Source organism: Tenacibaculum sp. Ill (genome assembly GCF_051938915.1).
Taxonomy (GTDB): domain Bacteria; phylum Bacteroidota; class Bacteroidia; order Flavobacteriales; family Flavobacteriaceae; genus Polaribacter; species Polaribacter larymnensis.
The window spans coordinates 1,480,233-1,498,831 of the sequence record NZ_JBPSCW010000002.1 but is presented as its reverse complement, the minus strand read 5'-3'; the positions used below and the strand labels follow the sequence as shown (position 1 = coordinate 1,498,831).

The following is an 18,599-nucleotide window of genomic DNA, read 5'->3' as shown; positions in this document are numbered from 1 at the left end:
TTTAGGTATTTTTACAGTTAGTAAATTACAATTATGCAGTTTAAACATCCTGAGATTTTATATTTCTTAGCTTTTTTACTCATTCCTATTTTGGTACACCTGTTCCAACTACAGCGATTTGTAAAAGTTCCGTTTACCAATGTAGCTTTTTTACAAAAGTTAGTGTTGCAAACACGTAAAAGTTCTCGTATAAAAAAATGGCTGATTTTAGCCACTCGCTTACTGTTACTTACTGCTCTAATTTTTGCTTTTGCTCAACCCTACTTTAGTAATCATAAATTAGATGAAGAGCAGCATTTCTTTATATATCTAGATAATTCTTTAAGTACTAATGCTGTTGGAGAAAAGGGTAATTTACTACAAATTGCTACACAAGAAATTATTGAAAATTCTACAGAGAAAACAAGTTATTCTTTACTTACAAACAATCATTTTTACGCTAATAAAACAGCTTCTGAACTAAAAGAAGAGTTGTTAAAAACAACAAATACCGCAAAAAGTAGAGACCTTGCTGATGTTTTTTTAAAAATGACTAGCGAACATAAGTCTATAACTTCTCCTACCAAAAACATTGTAATTTCTGATTTTCAAAACATTAAAAAAGAGGAAATTGACAATGCTCCTAAAAATACTTCTTTTGTAAAGTTAGTACCTGAACAAAAAAGTAACATTTCTATTGATAGTGTTTTTGTTGACGATAATGGTGGCTCTAATTTTAACGTCCATATTGTTGTTAAAAATCAAGGAAGTGCTAAAAATGATATTCCTGTTGCTATATATAATAATGACAAATTGTTGAATAAACAAACCTTTAGTATTGAGGAAAACAAAACTACAGAGGTTACTTTTTCTGTTGTAAAAGCACCTGTGTTTTTAGGTAGAGTTGCTATAAATTTTAACGACACTTATGGGTTTGATAATTCGTTTTATTTTACCATTAATGCTAACGAAAAAATTAATGTACTAGCAATTGGAGAATCAAATAACTTCCTACAACGAATTTATACCAAAGAAGAATTTAATTTTACTTCTTCTACGCTACAAAATGCCAACTATAATTTGATAGACAAGCAACATCTTATTGTATTAAATGAGTTAGAAAGTATTCCTGAAACACTTCTGAACAGCTTAGAAAGCTACACTAAAAAAGGTGGAAATCTTGTTATAATTCCAAGTAAAGAGTCTACACTTTCTTCTTATAACAACTTTTTCAATAAGCTAAATACAGGAAGGTTACTTTCTAAAAAAAATGATAGTTTAAAGGTTACTTCGATTAATTATAATCATCCTCTTTTAAAAAATGTTTTTGAAAAGAAGGTAGCCAACTTTCAATATCCATTTGTAAAAACCTCATTTAATACTGAGTTTAAAAATGCTAGCAATATTGTTTCTTTTGAGAACAAACAAGGTTTTATTAAACAGATTAGTTTACCAAATGCTTCTATGTATTGGGTAGCTGCCCCTCTAAATAAAGACAATAGTAATTTTACAAACTCTCCTTTAATTGTTCCTGTTTTTTATAACATAGGAAAACAGAGTTTACAACTTTCTGAATTGTATTATACAATAAACAAACAAAATACTATTGATATTGATAAGCAACTAGGTAAAGATGAAGTTTTAAGTATTGTTAATAGCAAAGGCTCTTTTATTCCTTTACAGCAAACTTTTCAAAACAAAACACGTATCACAACCAAAGACCAGCCTTTAACTGCTGGGTTTTATCAAGTACAACAACAAAATAATGTGCTTAGAAATATTGCTTTTAATTACAATAAAGATGAAAGTATCTTAGACTTTTTAATGCTTTCTGAAGCTAATGACATGACCATATCTACTTCAGTTAAAAACACCTTAGAAAATATTAATAATGAAAACAAAATTCAATGGCTTTGGAAATGGTTTTTGGGCTTAGCTATTGTATCTTTGCTTTTAGAAATTTTGATTTTAAAATTCTTTAAACCATGACAACGCTGCTTAAATCGGCAACAATAATAGATGCTTCTAGTCCTTACCACCAACAAACTAAAGATATTTTAATTACTGACGGTATTATTACCAAAATTGACAACAACATTACTAGTGAAGAAAACTATACTGTTGTAGCGCTTGATAACCTTCACGTATCTCCGGGTTGGTTTGATACTAGTGTTTCTTTTGGTGAACCTGGTTATGAAGAGCGAGAAACCTTGCAACACGGTGTACTAGTAGCGGCTAAAAGTGGTTTTACACATGTAGCTATTAATCCAAACACACACCCTATAGTTGATAATAAATCGGCTATTGAGTTTTTAATTAATAAAGTAAACGGAGCTGCAACTAGCATTCATCCTATTGGAGCTTTAACACAGCAAAGTAAAGGAGTTGAAATGTCTGAAATGTTCGACATGCAACAATCGGGTGCTATTGCTTTTGGTGATTATAACAAACCTGTTAGCAATGATAATTTGTTAAAGATAGCTTTGTTGTATGCTCAAAACTTTGACGGATTGGTACTAAGCTTCCCTAAAAACAACTTAATTGCAGGTGAAGGTGTTGCTAATGAAGGTAAAAATAGTACTCTTTTAGGGTTGAAAGGAATTCCTGCACTTGCAGAAGAAATTCAAATTTCTCGCGATTTATTTTTATTGGAATATACAGGAGGAAAATTACACATTCCTACTATCTCAACAGCTAAATCTGTTCAACTTATTAAAGAAGCGAAAGAAAAAGGCTTAGATGTAACGTGTAGTGTCGCTGTACACAATTTAATATTAACAGATGATGAACTACATGGCTTTGAAGCTAATAAAAAGGTAAATCCTCCTCTACGTACAGAAGAAGATAGAAAAGCTTTAGTACAAGGATTAAAAGAGGGTGTTATTGATATAATTACTTCAGACCATAATCCTATTGACATTGAACATAAAAAAGTAGAGTTTTCTACCGCAAAAGACGGAACTATTGGTTTAGAAAGTGCTTTTGGTGCTTTAAATACTGTATTAGATTTAGAAACTATTATTAACTGCTTAACAAGCAACCCGAGAAAGCGTTTTAATGTTGAATTGGCTTCCATAAAAGAAGATGAAAAAGCTAGTTTGTCTATTTTTAATCCTGATGAAGCGTATACTTTCTCTAAGGAAAATATTGTTTCTACCTCGAAAAACAGTATCTTTCTAGGGAAAAATCTAGAAGGAAAAGTTTATGGTATTTACAATAATAGTCAACTAATTTTAAACTCATAAAATCATGGAAAACTTAACAGTAAACGAAGGAAAAACCGAAGCAATCATTAGTCATTTTACAGTTATAGGCCTTATTATTGCCTTTGTTTTAAACATGAACAAAAAGAATGCTTTTGCTAGTTTTTACATTAGGCAAATGCTTGGTTTAAATGTTCTTCAGCTTTTAAACGGCTGGGTTGTTTATAAATATTTAGGTAGTAATGCTGGTTGGATTGTTGGCGTGCTACTATTTGTACTTTGGTTAATTAGCCTTTTAGCTGTTTTAAAAGGAGAAAAAAAGCTTGTACCAGTTGTTGGAGAGCAATTTCAAAACCTATTTAAAGGAATTTAATACATGAGTTTACAATATATTGTAAGAGAACCTAAAACCTCAAATGCTAACCCTCCATTATTAATTTTATTACACGGATATGGTAGCAACGAACAAGATTTATTTTCATTTGCAGAAGAATTACCAGACGATTTATTAATTATAAGTGCCAGAGCTCCTCATGATATGGGGTATGGTGGCTATGCATGGTATGCTATAAATTTTGATTCAGTTAACGGTAAGTTTTCTGATTTAAAACAAGCAGCTGAATCGGTTGATAAGATTGCGTCTTTTATAGATGAAATCAAAGAGAAGTACAATACAAACCCTGATAAAACATTTTTATTAGGATTTAGCCAAGGAGCTATTTTAAGTTATGCATTAAGTTTTAAGTACCCTAACAAGGTAAAGCACGTAGTAGCTTTAAGCGGTTATATTAATGAAGAATTGTTACCAGCCGAAATAGACAACTCAATTGCTACAGATTATTATATCTCTCACGGAACTGTAGATCAAGTTCTTCCTATAGATTGGGCACGTAAAGCTCCTATTATACTGAAAGACTTTAAGTTGGATAACAAATATTCAGAATACCCTGTTGGACATGGTGTAGCTCCTCAAAACTTTTATAGTTTTAAAAGTTGGATTGAGGAAAGACTATAAACTTTAACAGTTAAATTGAGTAAAATTAAATATTTTTGCAACTAAAAAAATAGCATGAGCAACATATTTAATCAAGATATATTATACTACTGGAGTGCTCCGTTTTTCATTTCTGTAATCTTACTCGAAATGTTCTTTAGCTATCGAGCTAAAGCCAAAAACTACGAATTTAAAGATACAGCTACTAATGTTTACTTTGCCCTAGTAAATTTTAGCCTAGACTTGTTAATGAAGGTTACTTCATTTGCTATTATGGGCTTTTGTTATCAATACAGAATTATTGATTGGGAAGGTAATATGTTGTGGACATATTGGTTATTGGCTTTTATAGGTCAAGACTTTTTGTACTACATTCACCATTATGTAGATCATCATTCAAGATTTTTCTGGGCTGTACACGTAACACATCACAACTCTGAATTTTACAATATTTCAACTGGTTTTAGATCTCCAGTTTTACAGCCTTTATTTAGGTATATGTTCTTTTTACCATTAGCTTTTCTAGGTGTTATGCCATTGCACATTATGTTTGCATACGCCATGAATCAAAACTACGGAACTTTGTGCCATACTAACTTTATTAAAAGTAAATTAGGTTGGTGGGGATATATTTTTGTTACTCCATCTCACCATAGAGTTCACCATGCTTCTAACACTAAGTATTTAGATAAAAATATGGGAATGGTGTTGATTATTTGGGATCGTATTTTTGGAACTTTTCAAGCTGAAGAAGATGAAACTGAATACGAAAAATTACGTTATGGTTTAACTAAGCCTTTAGAAGATAAAGGCCCGATTAATATTATTTTTCACGAGTGGAAAGAAATTTTCAAAGACTTCTTTAACCGAAAAAAGGATTTACCTTTAACAACACGTTTAAAATATGTGTTTATGCCTCCTGGTTGGAGTCATGATGGTAGTACTAAAACAAGTAGAGAATTACAAAAAGAACTTGCTACCACTACAGAAGTAATAACAACTCCTAAAGAATTAAGAGTAAGTCCACAAAAAATAAAAGTCGAGTAAATACTCGACTTTTTTCTTTTATTAGATATACTATTACTTTAATATCTGATTTGCGTGTTCTTTTGTTTTTACTTTCGTAATAACATCTTCAATTACTCCATTCTCATCAATTACAAAAGTGGTACGGTGAATTCCATCATACTCTCTTCCCATAAACTTTTTAGGTCCCCAAACACCAAAAGCATTGATTACATCTTTACTTTCATCTGCTAACAAAGGAAAAGGTAATTCATTTTTATTAATAAAGTTTTGTTGACGTCTTGCTGAATCTGCACTCACCCCTAAAACATCATACCCTTTTGCTAAAAAAGTTTTGTAATTATCTCGTAAGTCACAAGCTTCTGCTGTACAACCAGGCGTACTTGCTTTTGGATAAAAGAATAATACTAGTTTTTTTCCTGCATAATCAGAAAGCTTTACTGCATTCCCTTTTTCGTCTACCGATTCAAAATTTGGTGCCTTATCTCCTATTTTTAGTGTTGTCATATTATTTTGCTTCAAAGTTATAAAGTCAAAGTTACAAAGTTGATTTTGATTATCCATAAAACATACGAAGCTTCTTTGTACCTTTGATTTTTTCAAATTTTATAAAGCAATGACGAAAGCAGAAAAAGTTCAATTTGTTATAGATACTTTAGAAGAGTTATATCCTGAAACTCCAGTTCCTTTAGACCATAAAGATCCTTACACATTATTAATTGCTGTATTAATGTCTGCTCAAAGTACTGATGCGCGTGTAAACACCATTACTCCATTATTATTTGAAAAAGCTGATAATCCGTATGATATGGTAAAGCTTACTGTTGATGAAATTAGAGAGATTATCAAACCTGTTGGTTTATCACCAATGAAATCAAAAGGAATTCACGGTTTATCTAAAATCTTAATTGAAAAGCATAATGGTCAAGTTCCTGTTGATATAGAAGCCTTGGAAGAATTACCTGCGGTGGGGCATAAAACTGCTAGTGTGGTAATGTCGCAAGCTTTTAACATTCCTGCTTTTCCTGTAGACACACATATTCATAGATTGATGTTTCGATGGAATTTATCTAACGGCAAAAGTGTTGCTCAAACCGAAAAAGATGCAAAACGCCTATTTCCAAAAGAATTATGGAATAGACTGCACTTACAAATTATTTATTACGGACGAGAGTACTCTCCTGCTCGTGGTTGGAAGTTAGAAAATGATATTATTACAAAAACAGTTGGAAGAAAATCGGTAATAGACGATTATAATAAAAAGAAAGCATAAAAAAAGCCCCAACCTTTGTTGAAGCTTTTTCCACTCTTAATTCAAATTCAATTCAATGAGATAGTTTGATTTCGTTTTAACTACTGTTAGCGATTTAGAAAAATTAATCAAATATTGAATTGTTTCTTGTTTAGGTTTCATTTTAAAGTCAGGAGACTTCTTTGAGTAAATTTGCATCATATATAATTCCCTTATTATTACTTATAATCAATGATTTAACGATGCATTTTTTCAAATATTGTTTAACTGACCAAAATAATTTTATTTTTTTCAATTATTTTTCTCAAATTAATTAAAGCGTAGCGCATTCTACCCAATGCTGTGTTGATACTAACACCTGTATTTTCTGATATTTCATTAAAACTCATATCGTTATAAATACGCATTTTTAAAACTTCTTTTTGTTCTTCTGGTAGCTCTTCAACTAACTCTTTAACATCATTTAAAATTTGTTCTTTTATTATTTTACTTTCTGCATTTAAAGTTCCATCACTTAATACTGAAAAAATATCAAACTCTTCTGTATTATTAAATGTAGGCATGCGATTATTCTTTCTAAAGAAGTCAATAATTAAATTATGAGCAATACGCATAACCCAAGGCAAAAACTTACCTTCTTCGTTATAATTTCCTTTTTTTAGCGTTCTTATTACCTTTATAAAGGTGTCTTGAAAAATGTCTTCTGTAGTATCTCTATTCTGTACTTTACTGTAAATAAAGCTATAAAGACGTTGTTGGTGGCGCTTAATCAATAATTCTATGGCGTATTCATTACCATTAATGTAGTTTTTTACTAAAACACTGTCATCTACTATGTTTTGCATAATAATTACTTTTTTAAAAGAGCAACTAGCTAGTTCTCTTTTGGTTAGGGGATATTAAGTTATAAAAGTAATTATCTTGCTATAGGCTATTATTTATTGATTAATAACGAGTTACAAATATTAAATTTTTTATTAATAAATACAAAAAAAACTAAAAAAAAAGAGAAAAACACTATAGTTTATTCATTAAAACCACTTGAAATTGGTATTTTTATCGCTTATTTTTTTGAGTATATGAAGACTGATATTTCAACTGTTAATCCAAAGGAAAATATTATAATTAAAGGGGCTAAACTGCACAATTTAAAAAACATTGATGTAGTAATTCCTCGTAATAAATTAGTAGTAATTACTGGACTTTCTGGTTCAGGTAAGTCTTCTTTGGCTTTTGATACTTTATATGCGGAAGGACAACGTCGTTATGTAGAAAGTTTAAGTTCGTACGCACGTCAGTTTTTAGGAAAACTACATAAACCTAAAGTAGATTATATCAAAGGAATTGCGCCTGCCATTGCTATTGAACAAAAAGTAAACTCTACTAACCCGCGTTCAACAGTTGGTACTTCTACTGAAATTTACGATTATATCAAGTTACTCTTTGCTCGTATTGGTAAGACCTTCTCTCCTATTTCGGGAAATGAAGTAAAAAAACATACTGTTTCTGATGTTATCAATCATGTAAAAACTTTTGAGGAACGCACAAAATTATTATTACTTGCTCCTATACATATTAATAAAGACAGAGATATAAAAACTGTTTTACAAGTACTAACACAGCAAGGATATGCTCGTTTAAAATATCAAGACACTGTATACAGAATTGATGAATTTCCTATAAAAGATTTTAAAGGGAATGAATTACAGCTAGTCGTAGATAGAATTGTTGTAAAAGACGAAGAAGATTTTTACAACCGCTTGGGAGATGCAATACAAACAGCATTTTTTGAAGGAAAAGGTATTTGTTATATCGAAAACCTATCAGATAATAATACTGTTGAATTCAGTAATAAATTTGAGTTAGACGGAATTTCTTTCTTAGAACCTAACACTCATTTATTCAGCTTTAACAATCCTTACGGAGCTTGCCCTACTTGTGAAGGATATGGAAATGTGATTGGTATTGATGAAGATTTAGTAATTCCTAATACAGGACTTTCTATCTACGAAAATGCTATTTTTCCTTTTAAAACAGATAGTTACAAAAAATATAAAAACGATTTAATTCTAAATGCTGAAGAATTCGGAATTTCTATACATAAACCATGGTTCGAACTTACTGATGAACAAAAAGACTTGGTTTGGAATGGAACTAAAAAATTTAAAGGAATTAATCATCTATTCAAAAAACTAGAAGAAAAAAGTTACAAAATCCAAAACCGTGTAATGCTCTCTCGTTATCGCGGAAAAACAAAGTGTACCGAATGTAACGGAAAACGTTTACGTAAAGAAGCTAACTACGTTCAGGTATATGGTAAAACTATTGATGAATTAGTAACCTTGCCTTTAGATGAGTTGGCAGTATTTTTCAATAATATTCAATTAAACAAATACGAAGAAAAAATTGGTAAACGTTTACTTACCGAAATTAATAATCGTTTACAGTTTTTAACAGATGTTGGTTTAAGCTATCTAACTTTAAATAGAACGTCTAACACGCTATCAGGTGGTGAAAGTCAACGAATTAATTTAGCTACTTCGTTAGGTAGTTCGCTAGTAGGTTCTATGTATATTTTAGATGAGCCTAGTATTGGTTTACACCCAAAAGATACGGAAAGATTAATTGGAGTCTTAAAAAATCTACGTGATTTAGGTAATACTGTAATTGTAGTTGAACATGATGAAGATATCATGAAAGAGGCAGATTACATTATTGATATTGGTCCCGAAGCAGGAACTTATGGTGGAAATGTGGTTGCAGAAGGAACTTTTGAAGATATCCTACAATCTGAATCGCTAACAGCTAAATATCTATCAGAAGAATTAAAAATTGAAATCCCTACAAGTAGAAGAACATCAAAAAATTCTATTGATATTATTGGTGCTCGTGAAAATAACTTGAAGAACATTGATGTTTCTTTCCCTCTTAATAATTTAACCGTAATTACTGGAGTTTCAGGTAGTGGTAAAAGTACCTTGGTTAAGAAAATCTTGTATCCTGCGATGCAAAAAAAGCTAGTTGGATATGGCGAAAAACTAGGACAACATACAGATGTTACGGGAAGCTTTGATTTGTTAAAACATGTAGAGTTTATCGATCAAAACCCTATTGGTCGTTCTTCACGCTCAAACCCTGTAACATATATAAAAGCGTATGATGATATTCGTAAATTACTTTCAACTCAAAAACTATCTAAAATTAGAAACTACCAACCAAAACATTTTTCTTTTAATGTAGATGGTGGTCGTTGTGAGGTTTGTAAAGGTGAAGGAGAAGTTACTATAGAAATGCAATTTATGGCAGATGTGCATTTAGAATGTGAAACCTGCGGAGGTAAACGCTTTAAAAAAGAAGTACTGGAAGTAACTTTTGAAGAAAAATCAATCGATGATATTTTGAATATGACCATTGATGATGCTGTTGCTTTTTTTACAAAACATCAGCAAACCAAAATAGCTCGTAAATTAAAGCCTTTACAAGATGTTGGATTAGGTTATGTACAGTTAGGACAATCGTCTTCTACCCTTTCTGGTGGTGAGGCACAACGTATAAAACTAGCTTCTTTTTTAGTAAAAGGAAACACTAAAGACAAAGCTTTGTTTATTTTTGATGAGCCTACTACTGGATTACACTTTCACGATATTAAAAAGTTATTAGCTTCTTTTAATGCTTTAATTGAAAGAGGACACTCAATCATTGTTATTGAACACAATATTGAATTGATTAAGTGTGCTGATTATATTATTGACCTTGGTTTAGAAGGTGGAAAAAAAGGTGGAAATTTAATCTTTGCTGGCACCCCTGAAGAGTTAGCGAAAAACAAAAAATCATATACCTCTAAGTATTTAAAAGAGAAGTTACATTTTTAAAGAGAAAAGCCACCCAACCTCTCAGTCGGACAGCCTTTCACAACAAAAATTAACAAAATTTAATAACTAAAGATTACTAAAACTTCGTGTCTCCAATATTTGGATTGTATACGTAATTAAAGGTGTAATATTTTGAACCTTCTAGCGATGGTGTACTATCCTTGTAATAACTTAAAATCTCCATTTTAGCGTAATTTCCATCAATTGTTTTTACTACAATAACTTTTCCTGCAATAGGTGCTATTGTATGATTTTCTTGATTATAAGTATACCAACCTAGGTCACTTCCTGTTTTTATAACTAATTCTTCCTCTGAATCCTGTTTTAACTCTGTTTCAGCTGGTGCAGTGGTAACTCCTTGTAAACTTGTACTTGAAAGTAGCATCATGCTTGCATTACCTGTTCTATCTATATCTTCTAAAAGAGCACCTTTTTTACCTCCGTTAACAATAATTTCTGTAGCTCTAAACGCAATATCCCAATTATCACCAGTTACCTGTTTCCCTTCTTTAAAACTAAACTTTGTAAACTCACCTGTGTAGTTACCTCTACCCTCTCCTGGTGCATACAAGTTCTCTATCTTTTTTGCTACTACATCATCTAAAACAACATCATCATTGTCATTACATGAAACAGCTACAAAAGCTAACATAGTCATTGCTAAAATTGATTTTAAAATTCTCATTTTTATTGATTTATATTAAAAATTAAATTGAATTCTTCCGTAATAAGTTCTACCTAAACGCAATACACTATCGTTGTTTGTAAAACTGTCTTTATTTTCTAACCCTCTTTCATTAAAAAGGTTATCAACACCTATCTGAACATTCATTAACTTGAAAAGAGTTTTATCTACTGCCATGTTTACCTGTGTGTTATCAGAAACAAAATCATCAAACTCGTCTACGATACCTTGACTATCGTTCGTATCAAACAAAGCATATTTACTTCGGTATACCGCTCTAATATTTGCCGAAAAATCATATTGAAAATTCTCATAGAATAACTTTAGATTTCCCATATGTTTTGATCTATTTGGTAATCCGTAGTAATTAGATAGCATCATTCTTTGAGCAGGTGAAGCAGGAGTTTTTCTAAAAAAAACAGTTCCAGATTTAATCTTCTCTTCCTGATTTTTATCTCCAGTATCCAAAAACTGATATCCTCCTAAAATTCTAAAGTTGTCATTAATCTTATAATTAGCATCTATCTCAACTCCTTGAGTATATACCTCATCAACATTTCGATATGAAAACGTTCTTGTTCCAACTGGCAAGTTTAATTCTGAGACTTCTAATTGTGTATCAAAAGTGTCTATCAAATCTTTAATATCATTTCTAAACAAATTGATATTTAATTTTAAGTTTGATACTGGTTGTACTTGAAATCCGAAGTTATAACCAATAGAACTTTCTGGTTTTAACTCATTTTCTATTGTTTGTACTGCTGGAAAATCTCCATACAAGTCGTGCAAAGTTTGTGTACCCAACACAATATAGCCACTTGATGTATTTTTAAAATTGAAGTATAATTGACGGAAATCTGGAGCTTTAAATCCATAACCTACGGAACCTTTAACCATTAACCAATCATTTATTTTATAGCTAGAAGATATTTTAGGTGTAAATGCTGATTTATACTGATTACTATCTTCAAACCTAGCTCCTACAACTATATTTAAATTGCTAACTGGATTAAAATCAAACTGACCAAAAACATAAGGAGTATTAAACTCTTTCACTCCTTCAAACTCCGTTCTTTCTAAGCTTTCTAAATTAGCTCCAACTCCTAGAATTAAGGTACCCGTACTGAAGGCATTTTTGGATTTTACTTCTGGCCTTAACAGCGTTTGGTTATAATTTGTTTTTTCATTATTGAAAGTACTCTCAGCATGATACTTAGTTGCATAAAAAGTATAATCTACATCCCATTTATTTGTTATTTCATGAGATAATTTTGTAGTAACATTCCAATCTTCTTGACTATTCTCCTCAGAGTTATCGCCTTGGTTTTGAAAGAAGTAACGTTGAAAAACTACTCCTTTTAACTTATCAGAAAAATCATACATTACCTTTAGATTTCCTGTAAAATTTTGATGTGGTGCTGTTGTTCTTGAAGCTGTTTCCGGCGATAAATCAAATCCTTCGCTAGAATTTAAGTTGACTCCAGCCACAATCCCTAGTCTTTTCTTTTTCCAAACAACATTGGTATTTATATCCAACTCGTTTTTTGATCCGCTTCTTGCAAAATAACTTAATGAACCTTTAAACTGTTCATACTTTGGTTTTTCAGTAATTATATTAATAACCCCACCAATAGCTTCAGAGCCATATAAAGAAGATGAAGGACCTTTTACTATTTCAATTTGTTTGATATTATTTACCGTTAATCTATTTAGATCAATATTTCCTGAAGTTCTTCCAACAATTGGTACACCATCAATTAAAATTAATGTGTAATCAGCAGCAACTCCCTGTAACTGTACTCCTTCTGAATTTCCAAAATCAGAAACTATCGTAATTCCAGTTTGCTCTAATAAAATATCTTTCAACCTAACTGACCCAGATTTTTGTAATTGCTCTTTTGTTATTAAAGTAACTGGCATTGGAACTGAAGACAATTGACGCGATGTTCTTGTGGCAGTTACAATCACTTCATCTAAATCATAGCTAGAAGTTACATTCTTCTCAACACTAGTGTTTTCTTGAGAAAAAGCCATAAAACTAATCAGCATAAAACTTAGTAGCACTCCTTTATTTAGAAACATTCTTAATAATTTTTCCGCAAATATATCTTTTATTTTTAATCAATCTAAATAAAAGTTATATTTTTGTCGAAAAATAAATTCAAACAAATCTTACGATGAAAAAAATACTATTTGGTAGTATATTAATACTATCTGCACTTACAATTAACGCCCAAAACAAGAAGAAAAAAGATAGAGAAGCTATTAAAAAAATGTGTGGTTGCTATGAAGTAACTTTTAATTTCGCGGAAACTTTTAACAACAGTAAAGACTCACTTTACAAACCTTCAAAAACAAAAAAAGATAAAGCTTTAGAATGGGCAGGATTAGTTGTTGACGAAAGCAACAAAATTTCAATTCAACATTTATTACAAGTGGGTAATCCTTCAAATCCACATATAGTTAAACACTGGAGGCAAGACTGGTTATATGAAAACACTGATTTTTACATGTATAATGGTGATAATAATTGGTTATTTCAAACCAAACCAAAATCAGAAGTTAAAAAACAATGGACACAAAAAGTATATCAAGTAGATGATAGTCCACGATACGAAGGTTCTGCCACTTGGGTTCATGTAGACGGAAAAAGTTACTGGGAAAATACTACAGACGCCCCATTACCAAGAAGAGAATACACAAAAAGAAGCGATTACAATGTAACAGAGAGAGGAAATCGTCATGAAATTACAAGCTACGGTTGGTTACATGATCAGGATAACAGAAAAATTATAAGAGAAACTGGTAAAGAGGATATTGTTATTGCCCATGAAAAAGGCTACAATACTTATGTAAAAGTAGCTGATAGCAAATGTAAAGCTGCACAAGACTGGTGGAAAAAGAACTCAAATAAATGGAAAATAATTAGAAATAAGTGGTCTGAAGTTTATGGGAGAAACACCAACCTTTCTTTAGAACAAAAAGTAGATAACAAACCTTTGTATAAACACTTGTTTTCTGAAAACACTTCTGAAGAAGAACAAATTAACAAAGCAATAGAGTCTTTTATAAAAAAGTAACCAAAAAAAATAAAAACCTCTCAAATAAAAAGAAATGAGAATTATAGTGTCTCTACTACTAATATGTAGTTGTATCCAAACAATATACAGTCAAGCAACCATAAAAGGTATTGTAAAATCAAAAGATAATGAACCTATTCCGTATGCTAATGTTTTTATCAAAGGAAGTAAAATAGGTACTGAAACTAATGAAAATGGTAATTTTACTATCAAAAATGTACCATACTCAAACTACAAGCTTGTTGTAAGCGCTGTAGGTTTTATTCAAGTATCACGAAAAATAACGGTTAAAGAGAATATAAATAACTTAGTAATCATTTTAAAATCAGATACTCAATTAGATGAAGTTGAACTTTTTGGGGCAAGAGATAAAAGAGCTGAAAAACTAGAAACACTTACTAGGTTACCTTTAGCTCCTAATGAGCAATTACAAAGTATCTCAGTATTATCTCACAAACTAATCGACCAACAAAATGCTTTAAGTCTTAGTGATGTTACCAAAAATGTAGCAGGTGTTTATACGTTTGCCACTTATGGTAATACTAAAGAAAGTATGTCACTAAGAGGTTTTAGAGGTATTCCTTTATTAAAAAATGGCGTTCGTATTAACTCTGACTTCAGAGGTACTGGGATTATCACTGATATGGCAGGTGTCGATAACATTCAAGTACTAAAGGGAGTTTCAGCTATTAGTCAAGGATTAGGTGGTGACTTAGGTTCTGCTGGTGGAGTCATCAACGTTGTTACTAAAACCCCTAAATTTTATACAGGTGGTGAAATTACATTTAGGGCAGGTAGTTTTGGTAAACTACGTCCTACTTTTGATGTCTACAGACCAATAGATACTAACAAAAAACATGCTTTTAGAATTGCTGGTTCTTACGACAAGGCTGATAGTTTTAGAGACCACGTTGGTTCTGAGCGTTTTTATGTAAATCCATCTTATGCCTGGAGACCAAATGATAAAACGACCATTACCTTAGAAATGGATTATATGCATGACAGTAGAACTCCAGATCAAGGAACCATTAATTTAGGGACTTATGATGTAAATAACATATATAAGTTGCCTAGCAATAACTTTATAGGCTTTGATTCAGATAATGTTACTACTAAAAACCTAACTTATGCTATTAGAGCAGACAGAAAGTTAAATGATAAATTAAGTTTAAAAGCAGGATATTTTGTTTCTTATTTAGATATTGATACTAAGTCCTCATACGCATTTCAAGGAAGTCCTAGAAATGGTTTACCTGTTTTGTCAGACTCTCAACGTTATAGAGAATATACTGCATCTGGTAGAAAAGACAATAACAGTGTATTACAACTAGACTTAGTAGGTAAAGATGTTAAAACAGGATTTTTAAAACATACTTTCCAAATTGGGGCTGATTTTAGAACTTCAGAGTTTGATAATATAAGATATACAACAAACTATAATACAGGTAACGATTATGTAGATATTATAGATGTACTACAGCCTGTAAATAACACCCTAACTAATGATATTAGCGTTACAAGAAATTCTAGTGGAGATACAGGGTCTAAAACAGAGTCTTACGGAATTACGATACAAGATAAAATTAGCCTAACCAATTGGGCAGATGTTTTCTTAGGGTTACGCTATACCTCTATGAAGAGAACCAAAGGTAACTTTATTGGGAGACCTTTAGACGAATCTAAAAGCGATGACGCTTTTAACCCATTAGTAGGTTTTAATCTAAAACCAAATGAAAATATTATTGTTTTTGGTTCATATGCCAGTAGCTCAGACCCTAGGACTTCTTTTTATATGGATGTTGACGGTAACGAATTAGGTACAGAGCGTTGGGATCAAATTGAAACCGGTATTAAGTCTACTTGGTTAAACAATGCTTTACGTTTTAATATTACTACGTTCTACACGTCAAGTAAAAACTTAAACCTACCAGTTTATGACAATGCTGGTAATGATTTAGGTTATTATACACAGGGAGGTGATGATGTTAGAAATGGTGTAGAAATTGAATTAGTTGGTCGTATCCTTCCTAATTTAGAAGTTATTGGTGGGTATTCATATTTAGATGCTAAATATAAAGACCATGTTTCTTATTATTACAACTCTCGTCCAATGAATACACCAAAACATACAGCAAACTTCTGGGCTCGTTATGCATTTAGAAAATCTTTAGATGGTTTATCAATTGGTGCAGGAGCTTATTATTTAGGAGAGCGACCTCATAATGTATGGTCTAGAAACTATACACATACAGGCGTGGTTCCTGGTGTTAAACCTTTCGATTTAAAAGCTTACACTACTGTTAATGTACAAGCATCTTATAAATTCAATGAAAAATTAAGTATTGATGTATTTGGAAATAATATCTTTGGCGAAGTTGGCTACAACGCTTACCGCACAAGCTATATTAATAGAATTGAACCTGCTAATTTTGGTTCTACATTACGCTATAAATTTTAAAAAACAGAAACATGAAAAAACAACATATAACATTTGCTCTTGTACTCTTTATTAGTACAATTCAAGCACAAACAAAAAACATCTTTTTTGAAAGATCTTTTTGGCAAACTAACCCTACAATAAAAACTGTTGAACAAAAAATAAAAGAAGGGAATGATGCTACTGCCTTAAATCCGAATGGATTTGATGCTGTTACTTATGCTATTCTTGCAAGTGCACCTAATAAAACAATCAAACATTTACTTACTAAAAAAGGAAATGGTGTCAACAAAATTACACACGATAAAAGAACCTATGTTTTTTGGGCTGCTTATAAGAACAATGTTGAAATAATGAAGCATTTAATAGCTAATAATGCTCGTATGGATCTAAAAGATTCTCATCAGTTATCTCCATTAACTTTTGCTGCAAATGCAGGACAAACTAATAAAGAAATTTATGAATTGTGTATTCAAAACGGAATCGACATCAAAACAGATGTTGACGAACATGGGGCTAATGCTTTGCTATTAGTTTTACCTAGTTTAAAAGACCTATCTTTTATTGAATATCTTTCTTCTAAAGGTTTGAGTTTACATAGTGTTGATAGTGATGGTAATGGTGCTTTTAACTATGTTGCTAAAAAAGGAAATAAAAAAATGTTAGAGTTTCTTATAAAAAAAGGATTACCTTATAAAAACCTAAATAAAAAAGGAGGAAATGCAATGCTATTAGCTACGCAAGGTTCTAGAAGTGGCTACAACTCTTTAAAGTTTTTTAAATATTTAGAGAGTTTAGGTATCAAGCCTAACATTACTAACAAAGAAGGAAAAACACCGCTTCATAATTTAGCACGTGGAAACAAAGATGTAAATACGTTTAACTATTTTCTTAATAAAGGTGTAAATCCTAATCAATCTGATGACAATGATAACACTCCTTTAATTATCGCTGCTAGTAGAAACTCTTTAGAAATTGTTCAGCTTTTATCAGAAAAAACAAAGAATATTAATCACACTAATAAAAAAGGACATTCAGCACTTACGTATGCAGTTGAATACAACTCAGAAGCTGTTGTAGATTATTTGGTAAAAAACGAGGCTAATATTGAAGTAAAAGACAACAAAGGAAATTCTTTAGCTTATTATTTAGTCAAAAGTTATCACCCTAAAAAAGTGAACGATTTTACTGAAAAAATGAATCTTTTAACCAATAACGGATTAAACTTAACAAAACTCCAAGCTAATAAAAATACGTTATTCCATATAGCAATAGAAAAAAACAACATCGATTTACTTAAGAAAATCAACACTTTAAAAATTGATGTAAACGCTAAAAATAGCGAAGGTTTAACTCCATTACACTTAGCGGTTATGCAGGCTAACAACACTGATGTAATCAAATATTTATTAAGTATTGGAGCTAAAAAATCAATTACTACTGATTTTGATGAAACTGTACACGATTTAGCTAAGGAAAATGAAATCTTAAATAAGAAAAATATAGATATTAACTTTTTAAAATAAACTTATATACCAAGTTGTGTAATTTTATTTGCGCACAACTTGGTATTAAAATAAACCAATAAAAAATGAAAAAAATCATAGCTCTTTTTATTACTGTATTCACAATAATGGCTTTTAACACAAATGATAGTGCCACGTACAAATGTATGATTCAAATGAAAAATTATACTGGTGAAGGTGCTTACATCGCTATTTCTTTATTAAACCCAACTGGAGAATACGAAAAAACATTGTACGTTCAAGGTGATGATGATGAATGGTATTCTGACATAACCGAATGGTGGAAGTTCCAAGGAAAAGTTCGCACAGATATTGACGCTATCACAGGAGCTACCATTAGCGGAGGTAATCGAGCTATTACCGTATTAAAAGTTGACAATGATAAAATTGATAAAGGGTATAAAATTAGATTTGAATCGGCTGTAGAAGACCAAGAATACTACAAAAATGACGTAGAATTTGAACTCACTACCGAAAACCTTAAAGGTAAATTTCAAGGAAATGGGTTTATTCGTTACATCCGCTTAATGCCTCAATAATTTTAC

The 18,599-nt window shown here is 31.1% G+C and carries 15 protein-coding genes; 11 read left to right on the top strand and 4 right to left on the bottom strand.

All coding sequences use genetic code 11. The features are described from left to right. The first annotated feature begins 33 nt into the window (after nucleotides 1–33). Genes ACTPNM_RS07170 through ACTPNM_RS07150 form a run of 5 tightly spaced genes read left to right on the top strand, consistent with a single transcriptional unit; the run spans nucleotide 34 to nucleotide 5,223 of the window. Nucleotides 34–1,968 carry a BatA domain-containing protein gene (locus ACTPNM_RS07170; RefSeq protein WP_440121156.1) on the top strand — a complete coding sequence of 645 codons (1,935 nt, stop codon included), beginning with the start codon at nucleotides 34–36 and terminating at the stop codon, nucleotides 1,966–1,968. After that, a complete protein-coding gene (locus tag ACTPNM_RS07165; protein ID WP_440121155.1) occupies nucleotides 1,965–3,224 on the top strand; it encodes a dihydroorotase in 1,260 nt (419 codons plus the stop codon). The genes ACTPNM_RS07170 and ACTPNM_RS07165 overlap by 4 nt, the downstream gene beginning before the upstream one ends. A gap of 4 nt (nucleotides 3,225–3,228) precedes the next feature. Beyond that, nucleotides 3,229–3,555, top strand: coding sequence for a hypothetical protein (locus tag ACTPNM_RS07160; RefSeq protein WP_099213844.1), 327 nt, complete (start codon nucleotides 3,229–3,231; stop codon nucleotides 3,553–3,555). A 3-nt stretch (nucleotides 3,556–3,558) separates the two neighbouring features. Further along, nucleotides 3,559–4,197 carry an alpha/beta hydrolase gene (locus tag ACTPNM_RS07155; protein WP_440121154.1) on the top strand — a complete coding sequence of 213 codons (639 nt, stop codon included), beginning with the start codon at nucleotides 3,559–3,561 and terminating at the stop codon, nucleotides 4,195–4,197. 54 nt (nucleotides 4,198–4,251) lie between these two features. Continuing rightward, nucleotides 4,252–5,223 (top strand): sterol desaturase family protein, encoded by a 972-nt coding sequence (locus ACTPNM_RS07150; protein ID WP_440121153.1) that lies wholly within the window; start codon nucleotides 4,252–4,254, stop codon nucleotides 5,221–5,223. Nucleotides 5,224–5,256: 33 nt separating this feature from the next. Here ACTPNM_RS07150 and bcp read toward each other — a convergent pair whose 3' ends face one another. Continuing rightward, complete coding sequence (gene bcp, locus ACTPNM_RS07145) at nucleotides 5,257–5,709, bottom strand: thioredoxin-dependent thiol peroxidase (RefSeq protein ID WP_274640191.1); 453 nt, start codon at nucleotides 5,707–5,709, stop codon at nucleotides 5,257–5,259. Nucleotides 5,710–5,818: 109 nt separating this feature from the next. On the opposite strand from bcp, the gene ACTPNM_RS07140 reads away from it, so the two are divergent. Further along, nucleotides 5,819–6,475, top strand: coding sequence for an endonuclease III domain-containing protein (locus ACTPNM_RS07140; RefSeq protein WP_440121152.1), 657 nt, complete (start codon nucleotides 5,819–5,821; stop codon nucleotides 6,473–6,475). Between the two features lie 242 nt (nucleotides 6,476–6,717). Here ACTPNM_RS07140 and ACTPNM_RS07135 read toward each other — a convergent pair whose 3' ends face one another. After that, on the bottom strand, nucleotides 6,718–7,299 hold the full coding sequence (locus ACTPNM_RS07135) for an RNA polymerase sigma factor (RefSeq protein ID WP_274640193.1): 582 nt from the start codon (nucleotides 7,297–7,299) through the stop codon (nucleotides 6,718–6,720). A 234-nt stretch (nucleotides 7,300–7,533) separates the two neighbouring features. On the opposite strand from ACTPNM_RS07135, the gene uvrA reads away from it, so the two are divergent. Further along, on the top strand, nucleotides 7,534–10,326 hold the full coding sequence (gene uvrA / locus ACTPNM_RS07130; protein WP_440121151.1) for an excinuclease ABC subunit UvrA: 2,793 nt from the start codon (nucleotides 7,534–7,536) through the stop codon (nucleotides 10,324–10,326). Between the two features lie 76 nt (nucleotides 10,327–10,402). Here the strand turns inward: uvrA and ACTPNM_RS07125 are convergent, their stop codons facing one another. Both ACTPNM_RS07125 and ACTPNM_RS07120 read right to left on the bottom strand, forming a co-directional pair. Then, nucleotides 10,403–11,011 carry an HmuY family protein gene (locus ACTPNM_RS07125; protein ID WP_440121150.1) on the bottom strand — a complete coding sequence of 203 codons (609 nt, stop codon included), beginning with the start codon at nucleotides 11,009–11,011 and terminating at the stop codon, nucleotides 10,403–10,405. 15 nt (nucleotides 11,012–11,026) lie between these two features. Further along, nucleotides 11,027–13,093: a TonB-dependent receptor plug domain-containing protein gene (locus ACTPNM_RS07120; protein ID WP_440121149.1), complete on the bottom strand. Its 2,067-nt coding sequence runs from the start codon at nucleotides 13,091–13,093 to the stop codon at nucleotides 11,027–11,029. Between the two features lie 95 nt (nucleotides 13,094–13,188). On the opposite strand from ACTPNM_RS07120, the gene ACTPNM_RS07115 reads away from it, so the two are divergent. The 4 genes from ACTPNM_RS07115 (at nucleotide 13,189) to ACTPNM_RS07100 (ending at nucleotide 18,593) form a co-directional block, all read left to right on the top strand. After that, nucleotides 13,189–14,091: a DUF6607 family protein gene (locus tag ACTPNM_RS07115; RefSeq protein ID WP_440121148.1), complete on the top strand. Its 903-nt coding sequence runs from the start codon at nucleotides 13,189–13,191 to the stop codon at nucleotides 14,089–14,091. A gap of 34 nt (nucleotides 14,092–14,125) precedes the next feature. Next, a complete protein-coding gene (locus ACTPNM_RS07110; protein ID WP_440121147.1) occupies nucleotides 14,126–16,549 on the top strand; it encodes a TonB-dependent siderophore receptor in 2,424 nt (807 codons plus the stop codon). An 11-nt stretch (nucleotides 16,550–16,560) separates the two neighbouring features. Further along, nucleotides 16,561–18,054: an ankyrin repeat domain-containing protein gene (locus ACTPNM_RS07105; protein ID WP_440121146.1), complete on the top strand. Its 1,494-nt coding sequence runs from the start codon at nucleotides 16,561–16,563 to the stop codon at nucleotides 18,052–18,054. Nucleotides 18,055–18,161: 107 nt separating this feature from the next. Continuing rightward, nucleotides 18,162–18,593: a DUF2271 domain-containing protein gene (locus ACTPNM_RS07100; RefSeq protein ID WP_440122824.1), complete on the top strand. Its 432-nt coding sequence runs from the start codon at nucleotides 18,162–18,164 to the stop codon at nucleotides 18,591–18,593. Nucleotides 18,594–18,599: the final 6 nt, after the last annotated feature.

What these genes read in the sequence shown, in the direction of transcription:
- ACTPNM_RS07170 (WP_440121156.1), top strand. Translation starts at nt 34, where the DNA reads ATGCAGTTTAAACATCCTGAGATTTTATATTTCTTAGCTTTTTTACTC.
- ACTPNM_RS07165 (WP_440121155.1), top strand. Translation starts at nt 1,965, where the DNA reads ATGACAACGCTGCTTAAATCGGCAACAATAATAGATGCTTCTAGTCCT.
- ACTPNM_RS07160 (WP_099213844.1), top strand. Translation starts at nt 3,229, where the DNA reads ATGGAAAACTTAACAGTAAACGAAGGAAAAACCGAAGCAATCATTAGT.
- ACTPNM_RS07155 (WP_440121154.1), top strand. Translation starts at nt 3,559, where the DNA reads ATGAGTTTACAATATATTGTAAGAGAACCTAAAACCTCAAATGCTAAC.
- ACTPNM_RS07150 (WP_440121153.1), top strand. Translation starts at nt 4,252, where the DNA reads ATGAGCAACATATTTAATCAAGATATATTATACTACTGGAGTGCTCCG.
- bcp (WP_274640191.1), bottom strand. Translation starts at nt 5,709, where the DNA reads ATGACAACACTAAAAATAGGAGATAAGGCACCAAATTTTGAATCGGTA.
- ACTPNM_RS07140 (WP_440121152.1), top strand. Translation starts at nt 5,819, where the DNA reads ATGACGAAAGCAGAAAAAGTTCAATTTGTTATAGATACTTTAGAAGAG.
- ACTPNM_RS07135 (WP_274640193.1), bottom strand. Translation starts at nt 7,299, where the DNA reads ATGCAAAACATAGTAGATGACAGTGTTTTAGTAAAAAACTACATTAAT.
- uvrA (WP_440121151.1), top strand. Translation starts at nt 7,534, where the DNA reads ATGAAGACTGATATTTCAACTGTTAATCCAAAGGAAAATATTATAATT.
- ACTPNM_RS07125 (WP_440121150.1), bottom strand. Translation starts at nt 11,011, where the DNA reads ATGAGAATTTTAAAATCAATTTTAGCAATGACTATGTTAGCTTTTGTA.
- ACTPNM_RS07120 (WP_440121149.1), bottom strand. Translation starts at nt 13,093, where the DNA reads ATGTTTCTAAATAAAGGAGTGCTACTAAGTTTTATGCTGATTAGTTTT.
- ACTPNM_RS07115 (WP_440121148.1), top strand. Translation starts at nt 13,189, where the DNA reads ATGAAAAAAATACTATTTGGTAGTATATTAATACTATCTGCACTTACA.
- ACTPNM_RS07110 (WP_440121147.1), top strand. Translation starts at nt 14,126, where the DNA reads ATGAGAATTATAGTGTCTCTACTACTAATATGTAGTTGTATCCAAACA.
- ACTPNM_RS07105 (WP_440121146.1), top strand. Translation starts at nt 16,561, where the DNA reads ATGAAAAAACAACATATAACATTTGCTCTTGTACTCTTTATTAGTACA.
- ACTPNM_RS07100 (WP_440122824.1), top strand. Translation starts at nt 18,162, where the DNA reads ATGGCTTTTAACACAAATGATAGTGCCACGTACAAATGTATGATTCAA.